Origin of the sequence: Halorhabdus sp. CUG00001 (genome assembly GCF_009797925.1) — an archaeon.
In the GTDB taxonomy this organism is placed as follows: domain Archaea; phylum Halobacteriota; class Halobacteria; order Halobacteriales; family Haloarculaceae; genus Halorhabdus.
In genome coordinates this window covers 384,256-404,438 of sequence record NZ_VOLB01000001.1, presented here as the reverse complement: position 1 = coordinate 404,438, position 20,183 = coordinate 384,256, and the positions used below count along the sequence as shown (strand labels likewise).

The following is a 20,183-nucleotide window of genomic DNA, read 5'->3' as shown; positions in this document are numbered from 1 at the left end:
TCACAGCCCAACCGCCGGGAGTCTTTCGGTTCGGCACTGCCCCGTGGCGAGACAGAACGACACAGTCGCCACGAATGCATCAGGTACCAGGCTCGTTCGACTGTGGGCCTGACGTGGAGATATCACTATCGCACACGTACTCGGTTTCGAGATGGGCCCGGACGCGATCGACGAGCATCGCATCGTAGGTCCAGGCACCGTAGAACTGCTCTGGACCGCGCTGTTCGGCCAGCAGGGCGGTCTCTTGGGCCGTCTCGTCCCCGCCATCGAAGATGACGAACCACGTGGTGGCAATCTCGTCGGTCTCGACTGCATGAACCTGGGCACCACCCAGATCAGGGGCCGGATCGTCGGGCACGCCGAAGGCGTGGACGGTTACCCCGCGGCGGGCGATATCGGCGTAGATAGACGATTGATCTGCCATGAGCGAAAAGCGCTGGAAGCCGGCATACAAAGTGCCAGAGCCGACACGCCGGGCCCGGTCTTCGATCTCTCTGGACGCGTGATGCAACTGGGATCGGTCGGTGGACGTGAACGTGGTCTCTTTGAGGTGTTTGAGGATGGCCTCGTATTCTGTATCTGCGAAGCCGACGCCGTTGGCACCCACGTTCGTTTCCGTCACCAGTTGCCGGAGGAGTGATCCATCGAGAACCGCCAACACACCATCGACAGCACTGAGGACCGCAACCTCGGCCGGGCGTCCGGAGGCCGTCCGGGCTGTCGAAATCCGGACGTTCTGGGTCTCGAAGAAATCAGCCAGGTGCTCGCCTAGACGGTCCTCGTTGCCCACGTTGAACAGGACCAGCTCTTTCTCGTGGTTGTTGATCGCCTCGATGCAGCCATGGATATCCATCGACTGTGGCTACGGACGGTGCTATTATAAATCTCCGTCCGCGCCCTCGCCAGCCAGCCGCTGCAAGTCCGCGAGCGTGTTGAGTGCTTCGAGCGGCGTCAATTCGGCGACGGTGAGCGATTGCAACTCGGCGGACAACGTCTCGGCTGCAGTCTCTCGTTCCGGGGGGTCGCTAGTGGTCGCCTCACGGGGCACTGGTTCGTCGAGACGGTCCGTCGTAGCGAGCAGCTCCCGAGACCGGTCGACGACTGGCCCAGGCACGCCCGCGACCGCGGCGACCTCCACGCCGTAGGACGCCTCTGCGGGGCCGGGAGCGATCTCGTACGGGAACGCGACATCGTCGCTGTCGCGGTCGGTCCGGAAGTGCAGATTCGTCGCCTGCGGGAGGCTCGTAGCGACGTCGGTCAGCTCGTGATGATGGGTAGCAAACAGCGTGGTCGCACCGATCTCGTCGTGGATGTGTTCGGTCACGGCCCGAGCGATCGCCAGGCCGTCCGAGGTGCTGGTTCCGCGGCCAACCTCGTCGAGCAAGACCAGCGAGTCCGGGCTAGCCTGAGCCAGGATCGTCGCGAGTTCACTCATCTCGACCATGAACGTCGAGCGGCCGCCAGCGATATCGTCGCTGGCCCCGACCCGGGTGAAGACCCGATCGACGATCCGCAAGCTGGCGGACGCTGCCGGCACGAAACTCCCGGCCTGGGCGAGGACGGTGAGCAGCCCAACCTGGCGCATGTACGTCGACTTCCCGCTCATGTTCGGCCCGGTAATTACCGCGAGGAACGAATCGTCGTCGAGGTGGACGTCGTTGGGCACGAACTGCTCCTCGGCGCGTTCGACGACCGGGTGGCGACCGCCCTCGACGTGGATAGCGTCGCCGTCGAAGGTTGGCCGACAGTAATCGCGTTCGGCCGCGACGGTCCCAAACGAGACGAGCACGTCCAGAGTCGCCACGGCGTCGGCCACCGCCTGGACGCGCTCTGAGTGGGCGGCGACCTGCTCGCGAACCGCGACGAACAGGTCGTATTCGAGGTCCTCAGCCTGGCTCGCTGCCCGCAGAATCTCGTCTTCGCGTTCCTTGAGTTCGGGCGTGTAGTACCGCTCGGCGTTTTTCAGCGTTTGGCGTCGCTGGTAGTCCTCGGGAACACGATCGAGATTCGCGTCGGTCACTTCGATGTAGTAGCCGTGGACAGCGTTGTGGCCGACTTTCAGCGAGTCGATGCCGGTCCGTTCGCGCTCGCTTGCCTCTAGGTCGGTAATCCAGTCTTTGCCCGCCCGCTCGGTCGCGCGCAATTCGTCGAGTCGGTCGTGATACCCGTCACTGATGATCCCGCCCTCGGTGATCTCGGTCGGCGGGTCGACAGCGATCGCGTCGTCGATCAGCCCACGGAGGTCGTCTAACTCGTCGAGTCGATCCTGAAGGTCCGCGAGCAGGGGAGCCTCAGCATCGGCTAAAGTCGCCCGGAGCTCCGGAATCACGTCGAGCGTGTCTTTCAGCGAGCGGAGATCGCGAGCGTCGGCCCGTGATCGGGAAACCCGGGAGATGAGTCGCTCGATGTCGTAGACGTCGGCGAGCAGTGCTTGCAGTCGTTCCCGGGTTTGCAGGGCCGAGACGAGTTCCTCGACAGCCCCATGGCGGGCCTCGATCCGGTCACGGTCGAGCAACGGCCGGCGGAGCCACTCGGTCAGTCGGCGACGGCCCAGCGCACAGGCTGTCTCGTCCATCACGTCGACGAGCGTCAGATCGGTGCGACCCGTGACTGTCCGGCGTTCGAAGATCTCCAGACTGTCCAGGGCCACCGCGTCGAGTACCATGTACTCCCGCGGGTCGTATCGCGTAAGGTGGTTGAGATAGTCCAGACGGCCGTCCTGGCCGCCGCGGGCGTACTCGGCGTAGGCAAGCAGCGCGCCACAGGCACGGATCTCGGCGTCGGTCGCCAGCAGTCGATCCGGCGGGCCAAAGTAGTCGGTGACGTGTTCGCGGGCGTGCTCGTCGGCGAAGTACTCCGCCACGACGGGGGTGACGGCACACGCGCCGTCGAAGAGGTCCGGTGCGTCAGGGCCGACAATGCCCTCTGCCGGACCGAAGCGGGTGAGTTCGTCACGGGCGGTCTCGCGGTCGTCAGTACTCGTCGCGTAGAAGTCCCCGGTCGAGACGTCGAGGACGGCCACACCGACGCGCCCATCGGCCGCCGCGAGCGCGGCGACGTAGTTGTTCTGGGCCCCGCCCAGCAGTTCGTCCTCGGTGAGCGTCCCCGGCGTGATGATCCGCGTGACAGCACGGTCGACGACGCCACTGACTGCGTCCGGGTCCTCGACTTGCTCGGCGATCGCGACGCGATAACCTGCATCCAGTAGCTTTTCGACGTAGGATTCGGCGTTGTCGATCGGGACGCCGGTCATGGCGTAGGTGCCAGTCGAATCCTCCCGCTCGGTCAGCGTGACCTCACAGACTCGCGCGAGTACGTCGGCAGCGTCACAGAACGCCTTATAAAAGTCCCCCGACTGGAACAGGACCAGCGCGTCGTCGTACCGATCGGTCAACTCGACGTACTGACTCAACATCGGCGTCAGTTCCTCGCGCCGCTCGGCCATCTTGGCCGGCGGTCCCAGTGCCCCATCCATGCCCGAGTGAGTACGCCCCGGCGGACAAATACCCGTTGGTCCCAACGCGCTATTGCCGTGCGTCTATTAGAATTGTTCCACTCGGACAATATCGACTAGTATTTAAATTTTGGGCACCGAGTGAAAGTAATGACGGCACCCTCACGCGACGATCAAGCGGCGTCACCCGAGCGGCCGGTCGCCCTCGAAGACGAAGCCGATCTCGACGCGCTCGTCGAGACCGACGAGACCGTTCTCGTCGAGTTCTACACGGACGGCTGTGGGGTCTGTGCGTCGATGGAACCCGTTCTGGGGATCGTCGCCCAGGAGAGCGACGCCGTGATCGGGACGATCAACCCGCGAGACGATCCGCCGCTGGTCGATCGCTTCGACGTCCAAAGCGTCCCGCTACTGGTCGTGTTCCGAGACGGTGAACCCGTCGAACGCGTCGCCGACGGCTTCCAGCCAGCCGAAGAGGTACTGGAACTGATTGAAACCGAAGCCTGACTACAAGACGGTAGCCATCCGGTCGGTCAGTCCCTGGCCGTCGGCAACAGCGAGCGCCAGCCCTTCTATTGAGAAGTCGTCGACGGGCGCGGCGTGCCGTTGCGACGGCTTCCTCGACATAGCCCTCCACCTCACTGACCGTACCCTGGCTCGTGCGTGCAGTCACGATCCCGTCTCTATCGGGCCAGCCGTCGGCCGATTCACTAGAAAGGAAAGACTCACACTCCACTCAGGATCGTCGGAGGACGAGAATCGAACTGCCCGAGACGAGTGTCACAGCAACGACGTGGCCGAGAAGCGCCACAGCGAGGAGGATGTGATCGGTGACAAACGGAACTAGTGCCAGTTGCGTCCAGGCGAAAGCGATCGTGATTGCGTCGATGCGAACGAACGCTTCAGCAGTCGTGGCGTCGATGGTTTCCCCCAGAGCCACGCTCCGCCAGAGGCCGACGAGACTCGCCCACCACCCGGTTCCGATCCGGTAACAGACGTCCCACAGGACGAGCAACGTAAAGAACACGGCCGGGACGGGCAGTGGGTCGCCAAGCAAGTCGGCGAGTAGCGTCGTCCCGCCTGCCCGCGGATCGATCACGAACAGGTACGTGAGCAACGCGATGAACGACCCCAGGCCCAGGACGATCTCGATACCGGAGCCGAACAAGACCTCGGTGTACCGAGTCGAGACGTCGAGGCGGCGAATGCGCCGCCCGATCGTCAACAGGAAGACGCTGCCCGCAGAGGCGATCACGACCGCCGTGGTTCCAGCGAGCAGCCCCTCCCAGCGGTTGTAGCCGACCGCGAGAACGATCACACCCGTCTCGAAGAGAAGCAACTGGACGAGCAACGCGACCGTCCGCGTCAACTCGACACCCGGGATCGACCCGGCGATGCTCTCGTAGACCCAGCGCTCGGGGTTTCGATCCGGCGACTCTTCGTCAGGAGCGATACCGGTCATGGTTCGGCGTCGCCTCCAAACGCACGTGCGACGGCCTCGTCGAAGGGCGTCTTCTCGACGGTGATGACGTCTTCGACGCTATCGTCCGTGACGACGACAGGATTTTTCAGCCCGAGGATCAGCGGCCGCGAGACGGCCGCCGGCACGTCGGTCACGAACTCGACCCAGTAGGCGGACAGGCGAGGGGTGAGCACTGGGACCGGGACGATATAGCGCCGCTTGCCCAGAATGTCGGCGGTTCGGGTCAACATCTCGTGGTAGGTCAAAATTTCGGGGCCACCGATCTGGTATGTCTCGCCGGCAGTCGCTGGATGATCGAGGACGCCGACCAGATACGTGATCACGTCAGAAATGGCGATCGGCTGGCACTCGGTGTAGAGCCACCGTGGCGCGATCATGACCGGCAGCCGCTCGACGAGTTGACGAACCATCCGGAAACTGGCACTGCCCTCGCCGACGATGATCGCCGCTCTGAGCGTCGTCAGATCGGAGTCCCCCTCAGCGAGGATCGATTCGACTTCCTGACGCGAGCGGAGATGCTCAGAGAGGTCGTCGCCGGCCTCACCCAGCCCGCCGAGATAGACCACGCGATCGATGCCGGCACTGTCAGCGACAGCCCGGAAGTTTTCGGCAGCGATCCGGTCGCGTTCGGCGAAGGTCTCGCCGGTCCCCAGCGAATGGACGAGGTAGTACGCCGCATCGAAGTCTTCGGAGAGGGAAAGCGTGGCCGGATCGAGCAAGTCGCCCTCGGTGACTGCGACCCCGCTGGGCGGATCGTAGGCACTTGCGTCCCGCGTCATCGCGACGACGTCGTGGCCCGCCGCTTGTAGGGCAGGGACGAGCGAACTACCGACGAATCCAGTCGCCCCAGTGACCAGAACCTTCATACTGGTACTCCGGGCCGCGTTGGGAAAAACACCGGGCGTCACTCCGGGGATAGTGCTGATGTGTTCGTCCCGCTCGATAGCATAGTCGTCCGAGGAGGGAGAATCGTTCAAATCGGCTCAGTTGGGCACTCACCGTGAGCGTCTGTGGCGGTGCGGACCTCCCAGCCCGTAGCCAGTACATACAGAGTCCCGTCGTTGTGTCGACACACTACACGAACAGTGGGACAGAAGGGACCTCAACGCGACTATCCAGCCGAGACGATGCCGACCGACCTCCGAATGTTTATCCCTGTCTGTTAGTTAAGCGATGGTACAGAACCATGCCAGAGCGACCAGTCAAAGGGAAAGTAGCGATCATCGGAGCTGGAGACGTTGGCGCGACAACTGCATACGCGCTGATGCAAAGCGGCTCGGTCTCGGAGATGGCCCTGATAGACATCGATCACGAGAAGGCCGAAGGTGAGGCGATGGATCTGCGCCACGGCGCAGCGTTCGTCAAACCAGTAAACATCTACGCCGGCGACTACGAAGACGCCTGGGATGCCGACGTCGTCGTCATCACCGCCGGGGCGAGCCAGAAACCGGGCGAGACGCGCCTGGAATTGTTAGAACGGAACGTCGAGATCTTCGAGGATATGGTCCCCCGAATTACGGAGGGGCTGAACGACGATTCGGTGGTCCTCGTGGTTGCAAACCCTGTCGACATTCTCTCGTATGTCACCTGGCAGATCTCGGATCTGCCCTGGGAACGTGTCATCGGGACTGGGACTGTTCTCGATACCTCGCGGTTCCGAAACGTCCTCAGTAAGAACTGTAACGTCGACGCACGGAACATTCACGCCTACGTCATCGGCGAACACGGCGACAGCGAAGTCCTCGTCTGGAGTGCGACTCACATGGCCGGCGTCCCCTTCGACGACTACTGTCCGGTCTGTGAGATGGACTGTGGGTTACAGCAGCGCGAACAAGTCGCCGAAGAGGTCCGTGGAGCGGCCTACGAGATCATCGACCGGAAGGGCGCGACGTACTACGCTATCGCGTTGGCTGCGACCGACATCATCGAAAGTATCGTCCGGGACGAAAACTCGATCCACACCGTTTCGACACTGATGGACGGCCACCAGGGTCTCGAAGACGTCTATCTGAGCATGCCCGCAGTGCTCAACCGTGGTGGTGTCCGTCATGTAGTCGACCTCGATCTGGACGATCACGAACGCGAGCAGTTCGTCGAATCGGGCGAGATGCTGCGCTCCGAGTTGGACAAGCTGGACATCTAGCACAACTGTTGGGGCATGGATGGGTGCGGACAGGCGGAACCGCACGATCGAACAGACTGCCACCGTTTCTGGGACGCGAAAACGAGGCGAACTACCGATAGTTGCCGACTGGTATCGTATTCTGTCATATATTGAAATTCGACATGTAAACAGAGCAATAGCGAAGCATAGAGGGCTATCGGATGAGGACGACCTACAGCGTCCGCACGCACCGACAGTGACTATCGCATATGATCAAACGAACAAGAGGAAACCGGCTCGAACGACGGATCGATACTGTTGGGTACCAACGACTGCCTAAATTGTCTATAGAAAGCACAGAAGGCGAGATCCTGTACGCAACACAAGCGGCGATGCATGCATCGCCGTAGACACGACAGCAACACGAAGGCGATCACTCGAGCAGCCGGATCGGTCTTTCCTCCGCCACACCCACCCGCGACGCCACCAAGCAAATCGGAAATGGGCAGTTGAGTGCAGGAGTCCCGGAAAGATAAGCAACAGACTAGTTAGGTGACGGGTGAGTTCTAATATGCTCGTCAATTTCTTCACAGCCGAGGAGAGAGCGGATCGAAAGCCGGTACACCCGACTTCTCGGCACAGGGAGAATAATTCACGGGTCGATGGATTGCCGTGTCCAGGCTCGATCTACTGGGGGTGGAAAGTGCAGACCCGCAACACGGCCCTAGAGGCGAGTGATCCGAATCGAGCGAGCCCGGTAATCTTCGAGGTAAGCATTGGTCCCACCCACGGTGACAGTTTCCCCGCCGTTGTCGATATACAGACACGACTGGTGGGGGATCGTCGCCGTGATCGGTTCGATCAACCGCTGGCCGACCTCTACGACCTCGCCGCTGATCGTGACCGCTGCTTCCGGCTCGTCGACTGGCCGAGCATCTATCTCTGCAGCGATGTCGACACCGTCTTTCAGCTGCAGGGTCGCATCGATAACGGCTTTCCGGATGTTCGAATAGGTGGTCGGAAGACTCTGTGGCGCTGTGACGTAGTATTCTTGTCCGATTTGCCACTGGTATTCCATAAGCGTCGTGAAGACGACACTGACGAGGTGCGGTTGCGAAGAGTACAGCGCATTTCGATGGCTCGATGAGTCAGACGTGATCTTTGTCGGAGCGACCAACCCGAAGTCACGGTCCACTGCAAGCAGAATAAGCCCCGGATCCGCAGAATACCGGATGACGTCGGCCGTTTCTTCCATCGGTGGGTCGGATTCCAACTCGGTCTCTTCGTCGTAATCCGTAAGCAACAGCATGGTCGCGACGTCGTTGTCGATAGCATCGACGAGTGTCTCCTGCACTGTCGAAAACAACTGTGCTGGGATCGAAATCCCAACACGGCGTTGGGCCGAGGAGATCATCTCCTTCATCGTCGCGATGACCGTCGACCTGGACTTCAGGATCTTGACGGTCTCCGTACTGTAGTGGTCTCGGTGGTATCGTTCCTCCAGTCGGTTGTACAGCTGGTCGACCATCGTTTGAAGCTGCTCGCGAACTTCGTCGGGAGGGGCCGGTTCGACCGTGGTCGGGGTGATATAGTCGTTGACGACAACGAAGTTGAACGCTTCTAGCTTGTCGATCGCGTTGTAGGCGTGTCGACGTGAGATATTGGACGCGTCGACGACCTCTTGGACGGTCATCGGCCCGTCGTGTAATATCGTGATGAACGCCTCGGTCTCCTTGGCAGTAAATCCAAACGACCGGATCAACTCCGAGAGTTGCTCGGCCATCGTATACACGAAGGACGCGCGGTGCGATAAATAGTATGGGAAGCCATGCGGAAACGCAGTCGCGTGCCCAAACGATGGTGTTCACAGACGGCCACCATTCGCGCGTCTTCGTTGGGGGACGATCAGTGGATACTGGCCGCTAGTGTCAGTAGACGATGGGCTCCATGTCTCGAAATAGTACTAGATGAAATTCATAACTTAAAAACTGACAAAACAACGAATTATATCGGCGTCCGCCGAAATCGTGGACGGGAGACAAGATAGGCGACTCGATGACCCGGCCAGCACGCCCGAATTCCCGAGGGTAATCTTTCGTTCGGCTGGGTCCCTCTCCGTGGCGTAGCGTGAGTGAGGTGAGTGGGGCTCACTGGCGATCGATGGAAACCAGCAGTGATGGGAGAAAAGAGTGAACAGCGAGCCGAAAAAGCCGACAGTCGGTCCAAAATGGACGCGACTCCATTGGGCCAAATACCAGGGACAGCGGGCGAGAGGAAGACGCCATATCGTTCTGTAGCCGCTGTCAGTGTCACTCCTCACGCAGGGGACGAAAAAGAAGGTTCTCTGGCAAGATCACGGCGTGAGTGGCCGGCACAGAACTATCGGCTGTCGAATTGTATACGAAGACGAACAACCATATTTTGTATTATGCTCCAGATTTGGTAAAACAGTTCAAAGTGACTCCGGGTGCGCTGGCCCAGGCCCAAGCGTTCAGAGCAAGCACCGAGTAAAGACGGATACACAACGGCGCGGTCAGTCTTCGTTACTGGTGCCGTCAGATTGAGACGCCGATGAGCGAAGTCCAAGGGATGACACGACAGACAGGCGGTGTACGGATCGACGAGCGTCTCACCAGCTTACGGGCCGATCCAGACGGACACGCCCCCGCAGGTGAAGGGTGGGGCGCGGACAGTCTGTTCGTCGATGGGCCACCAATTGTCAAGTGGTGATGAGAGAGTCCGTTCCAGTCGTCAGGCGAAAAATAACGGGTGTACTATTGTTATTCTCATTCGGCACAGTCCGTGTGACACTCTCTGACAGCCCATCGAGTGACGAGTGACAGGATAGATCCCACAGCGGCTGTCGATCCACAGATCGAGAAAATCTGTTACATCTAATTTCACAGACGATAAGACAGTTTTACGATTATTACCGAGAATATATTTGGATAATATCTCTATAGATGGATATATTCAAAATACTCGCCAACAGTGCTGTGAGATCGGGGTTGTGAGAGTCGTTACCGCACAACCGGCACGATGTAATTGGATTTTACAAATCCGATTCAGCATTGAAGACCATGATATAAATTGCAACGTCGGACGCACAAGATCGCGAGAGAGTCTAGTCCGTTGCCGGTGGAACGTATCGATACGAGTCGAGAAACAGACCACGGCGGGTAATCGGTCGAGAACAGCTGCGTCAATCTGGGCAAGAATCGACGCGCTGTAGCCAGTGACGGCGGAGATCGTCCGTATCGAAGATCTACAGAGACAGTACACGCTGACAATCCCTTCAGTGAGACATACGCCGCAACTGCACCGGGAAGCCCAGATCGCGGTGGAGAAACGACGAAACACCCCGGACCCCATGCCAAGATATATAAGCTATGATGTGGGCTACCGGTACTAATATATACGTAGGGATCAATCATTCCGATTGTCCATGTCAGACAAACCTGTGAGGAGTGGACGGAGACGTAAGTTCATCAAGGGAGCGGGAGCTGCGATGGTGACAGCGCTCGCTGGCTGTGGTGGCGGCGACACGACGACGGAAGGAGAGGGAAGCGGTTCGACGCCGACGGAGACCAACGAAGGGACGACGACCGGGACGGCGTCCCAGAACGTCACGACCCTCTCGTTGCGGATGTTCGCCAACAGCGCCAAAGAGAAGTTTATCAACGACCACAACCCCAAGATGCGGGAGGAGATCGGTGTCGAGGTTGACTACGAGACGATGGGCTGGAGCAACGCGAAAAAAGTCCAGAACAACAGCATTACGAGTGGGTCCGGTCCCGACGTCGAGGAGATTGCCTCGACGTGGATGCCCAAGCAGATCAACTCGAACGGGTGGATGGATATGGGAGAAGCCGGTGTCGATCTGCCCGAAGACAAGATCTACGACTCGCCGATGGAGATCGGTAAGTTCGATGGTGTGACCGCTGGCTTCCCGTGGTTCTGGGGTCCGCGCGCGCACCTGTACTACGATGGAATGATGGAAAGTGCCGGTATCGACGGCGCGCCAAGCACCTGGGACGAGATGATCGAAGACGCGAAAACGTTCAACGGGTGGGCCGAGAAGCAAGCAAGCAGTGGCTTCCAGCAAAAGTCCCTCTTTGGCATCCCCGGCGCGAACAACTGGGCGGTCACCCAGTACTACATGATGCTCCTCTGGCAGAACGGCGGCCAGATGCTCGACGACAACAACAAGGCCGTCTTCAACAGCGACAAAGCCGTCCAAGCGATGAACTTCTATAAGGACCTGGCTGGCGCGAACAATATTTCGCCCCGGTCGTCCATCGAGTGGAACGGCACCGCGCGGAACAACGCCTTCATCTCGAAACAGATCGCCAGTACCTGGGCCGGTATCACGATGAAGAGCAACATCAGCAACCCCCAGAAGAATCTGACCGCAGGGGCGCCACCGGCCGGGCCAAACGGTGATCCGTCGACGTTCTTCGGCGTGAACCTGATCGGCATTCACCCGTGGACGGACAAACAGCGGGCCGCCGCGAAATTCGTCGAGTACCTCACGCGAGCGGACGTGAACGCGGATCTCGCCAAGCGCCGGGGCTTTCTCCCGTCGGTCAAAGAGAGCTTCCAGGCACCCGCAATCCAGAACAACTCGTTGTTCCAGGAGTTCAACACGCTGCTCGAGGATACCAACGCCAAAACCGCGCCACAGGTCGTCGGCTGGGGTGGGGTTGCCAACTCGCTGAAGGGTGCTATCGTCGATATCCTGACCAAAGAATCGACTGGCAACTGGTCGCAAGGAGACACGAAAAAGCGTCTCGACGCAGCGGTCACGCAGGCCAACGACGCCCTCTGAAGACTCGCGCCCCAACCAAGGGTTCGTCCACCAGACGCGCCGCCGCCACGATTCGACATCCCGTCTTGGCCGTCGATTGCGTCGGTCAGTAGCCGATCGTGTAACTTGTTTTGATTTTTTTGACTGGTCGAGGGAGCAAAGAACACAAACAAATATTAGTGTGGAGGTGAACACTTCGATCTATGTCCCAGACCGTAGAGGAACGTACCGACGGCCATTCGTCCGAGGGCAGATGGGCCTCGTTGACGAAAGATCAAAAATTCGGATTGAAGCTCATCCTACCGGCGTTTACGCTCATGGCGATCGTCCACGGCTTCCCGATCGTCATGGGCTTCGTGATGAGCTTCTATAAGTTTCCGTCCCTGGACATCGCTGAATGGTTCAGACCGGAGACGTTCGTCGCGTTGACACACTACATCGACATCTTCGAGCCGGAGACGTTCATCGGATCACAGATCGTCGGCTCGATGAAGGCGACGCTCATCTACACCGTGGGATGTGTGACCGGCGTGTTCACGCTCGGGATGATCGCGGCGCTCGCGCTCAATCACGATTTCAGAGGGAAGCTCGCAGCCAGGACCGCGATTCTGGTTCCGTGGGTCGTCCCCATCGTGCCGATGCTGTTGACCTGGCGGATGATGCTGGCTTTCGACGGTTCGATCAACGGCCTGTTGTTGATGACGCCGTTCTTCGATTCAGTCCAGTCACTCCCACAGTGGCTCCTGGGGCCCAATTCACTCTTGACGATCATCATCACGAACATCTGGCGACAGTTCCCGTGGGCGGCGATCATGTTGTACGCCGGGCTCCAGTCGATCCCCCAGCAGCTCTACGAGGCGGCTGATATCGATGGAGCCAGTCGGTGGGGTAAGTTCCGGCACGTGACGCTTCCACAATTGATGCCCGTCTCGACGGTCATCCTCCTGTTGATGATCCTCTGGACGCTCGTCAACTTCACCATCCCGTACATCCTTCTCGGATCACAGCCCAGTGAGTCCGCGAACGTGCTGATAGTACTCGCCTACAATGCCGGCTTCAGCCAATCCCAGTACGGGGCTGGAGCGGCAATCAGCTTCCTACTGTTCATCATCGCGATGATCTTCGCGTACGTGTACTACAAGCGCACTGTGCAGGGCGAATACCAAGGAGGTGCCATCTAACCGATGTTCGAACGATTCAGAACCGACCAAGACAGTGGATTGTTCGCCGACGAGCTTCGTCTGGAGTCGTCGGCCAGAGAGACGTTGTTCAGCCTGTTGGTGCGCGTGACGTTGGTGTTGCTGTTGATCTTCGCACTGTTTCCGTTCTGGATGATGCTCCAGACGTCGTTGAAACCCCGATCAGAGATCGCACTCGCGGGCTTTCACCCGATCCCCCAGGCGTGGACGATCGAGCACTACCTGCAGATGTGGGATGTGATTCCGCTGGTTAACTACTACTTCAACAGCCTGCTCATCGCGAGTGTGACGACCGTGCTCAGTCTCACCATCGCCGGCCTGGCGGCCTACGCGTTCTCCCGCTACGAGTTCCCGGGCAAGTCGACGTTCGAAGTCAGTGCGCTGGCGACGCAGATGATTCCGGGCATCCTCATCCTGATTCCGATGTTCCTGTTGTTCACGTTTCTCGGGCAAAGCGGCATCCCGATGAAAGACACGTACTGGGGTATGATCTTCCTCTACACCACCTTTACCGTCCCCTTCGCCATCTGGATGTTGCGCGGGTACATCGATACGATTCCGGCGGCACTCGAAGAAGCCGCTCGGATCGACGGGTGTAGCCGACTCGAAGCCCTCTACCGGATCGTCCTCCCGCTGGCACTGCCGGGCTTCGCTGCGACCGGGATGTTCGTCTTCCTGCTTGCGTTCAACGAAGTCCTGTTCGCCTCGGTGATGGCCCCCAACAAAGTCACGCCATTTGCCATCGGTATCTACGACTTCATGGAGGCCTACTCGACGCAACTGGGCCCACTGATGGCTGCATCGACGACGGCCTCGCTCCCACTACTGATCATCTTCGTCGCGTTCAACCGGCAGATCGTCTCCGGCCTCACCGCCGGGAGCGTCAAGCAGTAAGGCGCTCGCGACGGCATTTTGCGATCGAGGGAACGGCTCTCGCCACTCCTTTTCCGGCCAGAAGTCAGTGACTCACGAGTCAGAGCAACACGTCCCGGCACAGTCGGGCGCGAAGGCGTCGAGGACAATTTTCGGGTCCACAGTCCAGCTCGGTCACGACGAGAGCGAAGCGGGCAGATCCAATCGGGGAAAATCAGTCTCGTGACGGCTGCAGTTGTGGCTCGGTCGCGTCGATGCCTGCGCGCTCGATCCGAGTGTCGAGTGCTTGCAGTTGGTCGACGTCGATCGAGAACGCGTGATTGTCGGCGGCAAGAGCCACGCCGCCGACGACCGGGTGTTGGATCGGCTCCAGCACGTCGGGCGCCTGGAACTGTTCGGTGACGGCCGAGACGAACTGCTCGCGAACGAGCGTCGACTCTAAGAGGCCACCGACGCCGCCGACCGACACCGGGTCGGCCAAGTCGAGTTCGTCGTCGACCGCTTTGGCGGCAAGGGCGAGTTCCTCGCCGGCTTCGCGTAGCAGGTCGAGTGCAACCGCATCGCCCGCCTGTGCCGCTGCGGTGACTTCCTCGGCGAACGACGCGATGTTACCCGGCGGCTCGGCGTGTTCGTAGACGGGTTTGATGATTTCGAGAAACGAGTCGACATCAAAGTGCTGGGTTGCACGATCGGTGAGTTCCGTTTCGGGACCACGGCCGTCGAAGCCACGAGCGGCCGTTTGCAGCCCGCGCCGGGCAAGAGAGAAGCCGCTTCCTTCGTCTCCCAGAAGCCAGCCCCACCCGCTCGTTCGGACGTCGGCCCCACTCTCGTCACGACCGTACGCCGTCGCGCCAGTGCCTGCGACGACGGCAATACCCGGATCACCGGCCGTCAGCGCGTAATGAGACAGCGCGACGTCAGAGACAATCTCGAACGATTCGAGGACGTCGATGTCGGCGAGGAACTCGCGGACGACAGCCTCTTGCTCAGCGAGTTGCATCCCTGCGAACCCGAACCCACCGACGACGGGTTCCTCAATCGGGTCGGTCGGCGAAAGTGCACGTTCGATCGTTGCCGCGACGTTATCCCTGGCGGTCTCTGCCCCCACAGCGAGATAGTTGCCGGGGCCACCCTGCGCAACACCGAGTAAGTCCAGTGTCGAATCGACGGCGATGCAATCGGTAGTCGAGCCACCGGCGTCGACGCTTACAATGATCATCGGTATGGTATTCGTCGAATTTTGGTTTGTATTTTTCGGGTAGCGATCAGTCGGTCTGGCGTGACCCGCCCAGTGGAAGGGCCGATCCAGCGGTCACGAGACCGTCGGGCAGTGCCGAACGGAAACGACTGCGTACAGCCGATGCTGTTTCTCCTCGGAAGCGTTCGTCCGTGTCTCCGCTTCGGGTAACTGCGCGGTCGAACCACAGCGACCATGCCGTCAGATCCCCTCGATTTCGACGTGTTTCGACAGCTGTGGCGGGCTGTCCGGATCGTATCCCAGTTCCATCGCACCCGCGTAGGCGACCCGTTGGGTGAGTTTCAGCGCGGGGAGCAGCGTCTCCGCCGATGCGGGCAATTCGATCGTCGCCGTCGCGTCGTAGCTCGTCCCGTGGGGATGAACGACGACGGTTCGTGCACCGGCGTCGCGCAACCCGTCGAGAACGTGATCCGAGACGGGTGCCCCGGCGTTGTCGAGGGCGTACCAGATCACCACGTCGCCAGCGACGTTCGCGATCGGCCCGTGATTGATTTCCAGCGTCGGCAGTGCCGTCGTATGCAACAGCATCGCTTCGCCAAGCTTGGTCGCTGCTTCACCAGCCAAGCCGTAGGCGCCTCCAGTTCCGAGGGTGTAGGCGCACTCGGCGTCCGTCAAGACGGAGACGACCTCGGAGACGTCCGACTCGATGACGGCCTCGACCCGATCGGTAGCGCCAGCCAGTGCCGTCTGCCACCCGGACCCACCGATGCGGTCGGCCAACAGGTACAACGTCGTGACGACCGCGTCGACGGATTTCGTCGCCATGACGGCCCGTTCATCGCCGGCCGGAGTCACAATCGTGTGATGGGCCATCTCGGCCAGAGTCGACCCGTCAGTGTTCGTGATCGCGACCGTCGTGGCACCGTTGTCAGCGGCAGTCTCGAGCGCTCGGATCGTCTCGGTCGTCTCACCGGATTGGGACAGTCCCACGGCGACGTCAGTCTCGCCGATCGGCGGTGACTCATAGAGGAATTCCGGAGCGTACTCCACGTGCGCGTCGACACCTGCGTTCCGGAGCAGTGCGCGGCCAACGACGCCGGACCAGTACGAGGACCCACACCCGAGAAACGTCACCCGGTCGGCACTGAGAAGTGGTTCCGCGACCCGTTCGATCGGGTCTGTGTTCGATACAACCGTTTCGATCACGTCACAACCGTCTCTAATCTCTCGATGCGCGTGCTCTCCAACCATCACGTTTGGAGTGGTATCTTCTAGGCTATAAGTTTGGGGGGTCCCGGCGGGTGAGCGAACCGGCTGCGTGGTGCCAAGAGAGACGGGTTCCCCGGGACGACGCACGGCAACGCCGGCAAAAATAGTTATATTTTCTACACTTTACCGGCAGTTTGGGGCCAGATCGATGCCTGTGCGGGGAACGAGACAAAATTGAGTCATAAATTCTTTGTATTACGACGAGTATAGTCGGCTATACGCATGGCCGAGTTAGAGATAGATTCACTCACGAAAGTGTTCTCAGACGACAGTGGCGACATCACCGCGGTGGACGACCTGTCCATCACATTGCGCGATGAAGAATTTCTGGTCCTCGTCGGCCCCTCGGGGTGTGGCAAGTCGACCACGCTCCGGATGGTCTCCGGACTGGAGATTCCGACCAGCGGTGACGTCCGTATCGAGGGCCAGTCAGTCGTCGATCAGGAGCCACGTGATCGTGATATCGCGATGGTCTTCCAGAATTACGCGCTGTACCCCCACATGACGGCCCGAGAGAACATGTCCTTCGGGCTGAAGATGAGTACGGACCTCGACGAAGACGAGATCGACGAGCGCGTCAACGACGCCGCCCAGATGATGGGGATTACCGACTTGCTCGAAGACGAACCTGCAGAGTTGTCCGGCGGGCAACAACAGCGGGTGGCACTCGGACGGGCGATCGTCCGGGATCCAGCGGCGTTCCTGATGGACGAGCCGCTCTCGAATCTCGACGCAAAGCTTCGCTCCCAGATGCGAACCGAGTTGAAGTCCCTCCAAGAGGACCTCGGAGTCACGACGATCTACGTGACGCACAACCAGATCGAGGCGATGACGATGGGCGATCGGATCGCCATCCTCAACGACGGGGAACTCCAGCAGATCGGGACGCCACTCGAGTGTTATCACCGTCCCAACAACCAGTTCGTCGCAGGGTTCATCGGCGAACCCTCGATGAACTTTCTCGAAGTGGCCGTCGAAGACGGGACCCTGGTCCACGATGCCTTCGAGTACGAGCTCAGCGCCGAGACGGCGAGAAAAGTCACGTCCAAGGACCGTCTCATCCTCGGCGTTCGGCCCGAAGACATCACGGTCAAACGTGGCGAGGATAACGGCGTCCCGGCCACCGTCGACGTGGTCGAACCACTCGGGGACCTCTCTCACGTCACAGTCGAACTGGCCGGTGACCAGTACACGGCGACGATCGACGGCAGCCGCCAGTTCGGCCGTGGTGACGACCTGTCCTTGCAGTTCCCGGAAGATCGGTTGAACCTCTTTGACGCCAAGACCGGCGAGGCACTGCGCAACAGCAAGGCGACCATCGAAGAAGAAGACGCCGCGATACCCGCCTGAGAAAGCCTGAGACCGTCTCCAGACAGTTCGACACAGGCCCCATCCATCGCAGGCGGCCCGTGACACAGCTGCTCGGTCCCGTCACACGATCGTCGATTAGTCGTCGGGCATCGTGACCGGGAGCGTCCCCTTCGGAGTGCTGTCCCCGACGAGGACACTGGCGGCAGCGTCGACGGCTCCCGGTGAGTAGCCGTAGGATGTCAGGAACGGCACGTCGTCCGGACACACAGTGAGATCGTACGGGGTTCGCACTGCCAGTACGGCGACGTCGTCGGACTGGGCACAGAGCCGACGAAGTGCCGTCGCCTGTCCGGGGTTCGACCGCGCGTCGTAGGTCACAACCAGGATCTGTGCCGTCCCGTCAGTGGGGTAGTCGAACGATGCTGGATCGGACACCGTTTCTCGGCGAACGTCGACGCCACGCTCCTCGAGGGCGTCGAAGACGACAGCTGGCTCGTATCGATCGTCTTCCGCGTTCGAGCCGCGGTCGCCGGTGAAGCCGATCGCGTGTAGGGGGCGGTCGACATCGAACGGGATCACGCCGCGCTCGTCCCGAACGAGGGTGAGGCCACACTCGGCGACCGAGCGGGCGATCGACGTGGATGTTGTCGCAGACTCCTCCCACGATTGTGCCGGCGGCTCTGCGACGTTCCGTTCCTGTTTGAGCCGCTGGATTCGCCGCACCGATTCGTCGATGCTGGCTTCGGACAGACGACCGGATTCGACGGCCTCGACGACAGCCTCGATGGCGTTTCGCTGTCGGTCTGGCGTATGCGAGACCATGGCGATATCACAGCCGGCTTCGATGGCTTCGACCGCCCCATCGGTCGTTCCGACACCGTCGGCGATCGCGTGCATCTCGAGGCAGTCTGTGACGACCAGTCCATCGAAATCGAGTCGCTCCCGGAGGATTCCAGTCTGGACGGCCGGTGAGATCGTCGCGGGGCGGTCCTCGTCGTCGGTGATCGACGGGAACGACACGTGGGTCGTCATGATGGCGTCGATTCCGGCCGCGATCGCTCGTTTGAACGGGAAGAACTCCACGCGGTCGAGGCGATCGATGTCGTGATCGACGACGGGGAGGCCGACGTGGGAATCGGTCGCCGTATCACCGTGACCCGGGAAGTGTTTGCCACACGCCAAGACGTCGGCCGACTGCATCCCGGTCGCCATCTCGACGCCGAGGTCCGCGACCAGTTCTGGGGACTCCCCGAACGACCTGACGCCGATGACCGGGTTGTCGGGGTTGTTGTTGACGTCGAGGACAGGGGCGAGATTCATCGTGATACCGAGCGAACGGAGTTCGCGACCGACTGCCTGGCCCGCCTTGCGTGTGACGTGTGGATCACCACACGCACCGAACAGCATGTGACTCGGCAGCTGCGAGCCCCAGTCGAGCCGGGAGACGACTCCGCCCTCTTGGTCGGTCGCGATCAGGAGGGGTGAGCCCGCGCCGGTCGATTGGGCCAGCTCCTGCAGTGTCCGGGAGAGTGACGCGACTTGTGACGGCGACTCGATGTTTCGCGAAAAGTAGATGACGCCGCCGAGGTTGTACTCCTCGATGAGTGCGCAGACGTCATCGGTTGGTTCGGTGCCGTCGAAACCGACCATGAACAGTTGGCCGACTTTCTCCCTAAGAGACAGTTCTCCGACGTTTTGGGCGGACATACAAGCCGCGAATGCTTTCCACTCAAATAAAACTACGGGCTCGCCGGGACGCTAAGACCCCATCAATGGCAACACAGTCGCGCGACTCGGCGAGTGCCCAGTCGCCAAGGCCACCATCGGCCCCAGCCCCTGAATGTCTGCTCTCCCGGCTGACCAGTGCCAATAAGGGCCAATAGTCCCGCCATCGTGCCGACCCTACCGGTGAGTTTCGAGTCACCAGATGAGTGCAACGACGGAGCGACCGGACGGATCGACGGGGGTCCGCGGCCGCTCATGGGAAGTTATGACAAATATTATTTTATATATAAGTAGTTATGTAATGTATATTTATATCCGCAAATTGACGACGAAAGATCGATAATCGGGTCGTCGCTGCCCGAATCCGGATCCGCAGTACGGTAAAATTCGCGGATGGAACTGCATACAAGCACTTGACCCGCTCAAAGCACCTTCGCAAGCGCACGGAACGGTCGCCCAGTAGCCCGTCGTAGAATACAGAAAAAATATAAGATCCTGAAAAGACAAATTTATTCAAATTTTTCGCAGGAAATAGCAAATATATTCTAAAGATAATGGTTTAAATAGTAGTATACAGAGATAGTAACGGCAGTGTCGCCCCAGTATAGATTTTTGATACGTCTATAGAATAGTCTGATATATTACTATTGTAGATTTCTCCGCAGTGCACTAACGGCCAGTGGCATAGTACAGACGGTTGTCTCAACACTCTAAGGACTCCGGTCTCAGTCGTCGCTGTCGACCGTCAGGAGTCACGCCC

The 20,183-nt window shown here is 60.1% G+C and carries 15 protein-coding genes; 7 read left to right on the top strand and 8 right to left on the bottom strand.

All coding sequences use genetic code 11. From position 1 onward, the window contains the following. Positions 1 to 79: 79 nt before the first annotated feature. Together FR699_RS02050 and mutS are read right to left on the bottom strand one after the other, a co-directional pair. Positions 80 to 853 (bottom strand): DICT sensory domain-containing protein, encoded by a 774-nt coding sequence (locus FR699_RS02050; protein WP_154552015.1) that lies wholly within the window; start codon positions 851 to 853, stop codon positions 80 to 82. A 24-nt stretch (positions 854 to 877) separates the two neighbouring features. Continuing rightward, a complete protein-coding gene (mutS, locus tag FR699_RS02045; RefSeq protein WP_158853667.1) occupies positions 878 to 3,475 on the bottom strand; it encodes a DNA mismatch repair protein MutS in 2,598 nt (865 codons plus the stop codon). Positions 3,476 to 3,604: 129 nt separating this feature from the next. Between mutS and FR699_RS02040 the strand changes: the two genes are divergently transcribed. Beyond that, positions 3,605 to 3,961: a co-chaperone YbbN gene (locus tag FR699_RS02040; protein WP_158853665.1), complete on the top strand. Its 357-nt coding sequence runs from the start codon at positions 3,605 to 3,607 to the stop codon at positions 3,959 to 3,961. A 229-nt stretch (positions 3,962 to 4,190) separates the two neighbouring features. On the opposite strand, the gene FR699_RS02035 is transcribed toward FR699_RS02040, so the two are convergent. Together FR699_RS02035 and FR699_RS02030 are read right to left on the bottom strand one after the other, a co-directional pair. Continuing rightward, entirely contained in the window at positions 4,191 to 4,916 is a 726-nt protein-coding gene (locus tag FR699_RS02035; protein ID WP_154552018.1) for a hypothetical protein, read from the bottom strand. After that, the gene (locus tag FR699_RS02030) at positions 4,913 to 5,803 is read right to left on the bottom strand and encodes an NAD(P)H-binding protein (RefSeq protein WP_154552019.1); all 891 of its coding nucleotides are present in this window, start codon (positions 5,801 to 5,803) and stop codon (positions 4,913 to 4,915) included. Before FR699_RS02030 ends, FR699_RS02035 begins: the two co-directional genes overlap by 4 nt. Before the next feature lie 320 nt (positions 5,804 to 6,123). On the opposite strand from FR699_RS02030, the gene FR699_RS02025 reads away from it, so the two are divergent. Continuing rightward, positions 6,124 to 7,080 carry an L-lactate dehydrogenase gene (locus FR699_RS02025; protein ID WP_154552020.1) on the top strand — a complete coding sequence of 319 codons (957 nt, stop codon included), beginning with the start codon at positions 6,124 to 6,126 and terminating at the stop codon, positions 7,078 to 7,080. 685 nt (positions 7,081 to 7,765) lie between these two features. Here FR699_RS02025 and FR699_RS02020 read toward each other — a convergent pair. Then, positions 7,766 to 8,824: a TrmB family transcriptional regulator sugar-binding domain-containing protein gene (locus tag FR699_RS02020; RefSeq protein WP_154552021.1), complete on the bottom strand. Its 1,059-nt coding sequence runs from the start codon at positions 8,822 to 8,824 to the stop codon at positions 7,766 to 7,768. Positions 8,825 to 9,630: 806 nt separating this feature from the next. On the opposite strand from FR699_RS02020, the gene FR699_RS02015 reads away from it, so the two are divergent. The 4 genes from FR699_RS02015 to FR699_RS02000 all read left to right on the top strand — a co-directional run bounded on the left by FR699_RS02015 (position 9,631) and on the right by FR699_RS02000 (position 13,941). Further along, positions 9,631 to 9,771 carry a hypothetical protein gene (locus FR699_RS02015; RefSeq protein WP_158853663.1) on the top strand — a complete coding sequence of 47 codons (141 nt, stop codon included), beginning with the start codon at positions 9,631 to 9,633 and terminating at the stop codon, positions 9,769 to 9,771. Between the two features lie 778 nt (positions 9,772 to 10,549). Next, the gene (locus tag FR699_RS02010; RefSeq protein WP_233263356.1) at positions 10,550 to 11,869 is read left to right on the top strand and encodes an extracellular solute-binding protein; all 1,320 of its coding nucleotides are present in this window, start codon (positions 10,550 to 10,552) and stop codon (positions 11,867 to 11,869) included. A 182-nt stretch (positions 11,870 to 12,051) separates the two neighbouring features. Then, a complete protein-coding gene (locus tag FR699_RS02005; RefSeq protein WP_199268269.1) occupies positions 12,052 to 13,029 on the top strand; it encodes a carbohydrate ABC transporter permease in 978 nt (325 codons plus the stop codon). 3 nt (positions 13,030 to 13,032) lie between these two features. Further along, complete coding sequence (locus tag FR699_RS02000) at positions 13,033 to 13,941, top strand: carbohydrate ABC transporter permease (RefSeq protein ID WP_158853659.1); 909 nt, start codon at positions 13,033 to 13,035, stop codon at positions 13,939 to 13,941. A gap of 193 nt (positions 13,942 to 14,134) precedes the next feature. Here the strand turns inward: FR699_RS02000 and FR699_RS01995 are convergent, their stop codons facing one another. Both FR699_RS01995 and FR699_RS01990 read right to left on the bottom strand, forming a co-directional pair. Continuing rightward, a complete protein-coding gene (locus FR699_RS01995; protein WP_158853657.1) occupies positions 14,135 to 15,139 on the bottom strand; it encodes a BadF/BadG/BcrA/BcrD ATPase family protein in 1,005 nt (334 codons plus the stop codon). 219 nt (positions 15,140 to 15,358) lie between these two features. Next, on the bottom strand, positions 15,359 to 16,369 hold the full coding sequence (locus FR699_RS01990) for an SIS domain-containing protein (protein WP_158853655.1): 1,011 nt from the start codon (positions 16,367 to 16,369) through the stop codon (positions 15,359 to 15,361). A gap of 240 nt (positions 16,370 to 16,609) precedes the next feature. Here FR699_RS01990 and FR699_RS01985 point away from each other — a divergent pair, with 240 nt between their 5' ends. Further along, a complete protein-coding gene (locus FR699_RS01985) occupies positions 16,610 to 17,737 on the top strand; it encodes an ABC transporter ATP-binding protein (RefSeq protein WP_154552026.1) in 1,128 nt (375 codons plus the stop codon). Between the two features lie 96 nt (positions 17,738 to 17,833). On the opposite strand, the gene nagZ is transcribed toward FR699_RS01985, so the two are convergent. Then, on the bottom strand, positions 17,834 to 19,405 hold the full coding sequence (nagZ, locus tag FR699_RS01980; protein WP_158853653.1) for a beta-N-acetylhexosaminidase: 1,572 nt from the start codon (positions 19,403 to 19,405) through the stop codon (positions 17,834 to 17,836). Between the last annotated feature and the right edge of the window lie 778 nt (positions 19,406 to 20,183).

Excerpts from the sequence above, each read along its gene's own strand:
- FR699_RS02050 (WP_154552015.1), bottom strand. The coding sequence starts at position 853 with ATGGATATCCATGGCTGCATCGAGGCGATCAACAACCACGAGAAAGAG.
- mutS (WP_158853667.1), bottom strand. The coding sequence starts at position 3,475 with ATGGATGGGGCACTGGGACCGCCGGCCAAGATGGCCGAGCGGCGCGAG.
- FR699_RS02040 (WP_158853665.1), top strand. The coding sequence starts at position 3,605 with ATGACGGCACCCTCACGCGACGATCAAGCGGCGTCACCCGAGCGGCCG.
- FR699_RS02035 (WP_154552018.1), bottom strand. The coding sequence starts at position 4,916 with ATGACCGGTATCGCTCCTGACGAAGAGTCGCCGGATCGAAACCCCGAG.
- FR699_RS02030 (WP_154552019.1), bottom strand. The coding sequence starts at position 5,803 with ATGAAGGTTCTGGTCACTGGGGCGACTGGATTCGTCGGTAGTTCGCTC.
- FR699_RS02025 (WP_154552020.1), top strand. The coding sequence starts at position 6,124 with ATGCCAGAGCGACCAGTCAAAGGGAAAGTAGCGATCATCGGAGCTGGA.
- FR699_RS02020 (WP_154552021.1), bottom strand. The coding sequence starts at position 8,824 with ATGGCCGAGCAACTCTCGGAGTTGATCCGGTCGTTTGGATTTACTGCC.
- FR699_RS02015 (WP_158853663.1), top strand. The coding sequence starts at position 9,631 with ATGACACGACAGACAGGCGGTGTACGGATCGACGAGCGTCTCACCAGC.
- FR699_RS02010 (WP_233263356.1), top strand. The coding sequence starts at position 10,550 with ATGGTGACAGCGCTCGCTGGCTGTGGTGGCGGCGACACGACGACGGAA.
- FR699_RS02005 (WP_199268269.1), top strand. The coding sequence starts at position 12,052 with ATGTCCCAGACCGTAGAGGAACGTACCGACGGCCATTCGTCCGAGGGC.
- FR699_RS02000 (WP_158853659.1), top strand. The coding sequence starts at position 13,033 with ATGTTCGAACGATTCAGAACCGACCAAGACAGTGGATTGTTCGCCGAC.
- FR699_RS01995 (WP_158853657.1), bottom strand. The coding sequence starts at position 15,139 with ATGATCATTGTAAGCGTCGACGCCGGTGGCTCGACTACCGATTGCATC.
- FR699_RS01990 (WP_158853655.1), bottom strand. The coding sequence starts at position 16,369 with ATGGTTGGAGAGCACGCGCATCGAGAGATTAGAGACGGTTGTGACGTG.
- FR699_RS01985 (WP_154552026.1), top strand. The coding sequence starts at position 16,610 with ATGGCCGAGTTAGAGATAGATTCACTCACGAAAGTGTTCTCAGACGAC.
- nagZ (WP_158853653.1), bottom strand. The coding sequence starts at position 19,405 with ATGTCCGCCCAAAACGTCGGAGAACTGTCTCTTAGGGAGAAAGTCGGC.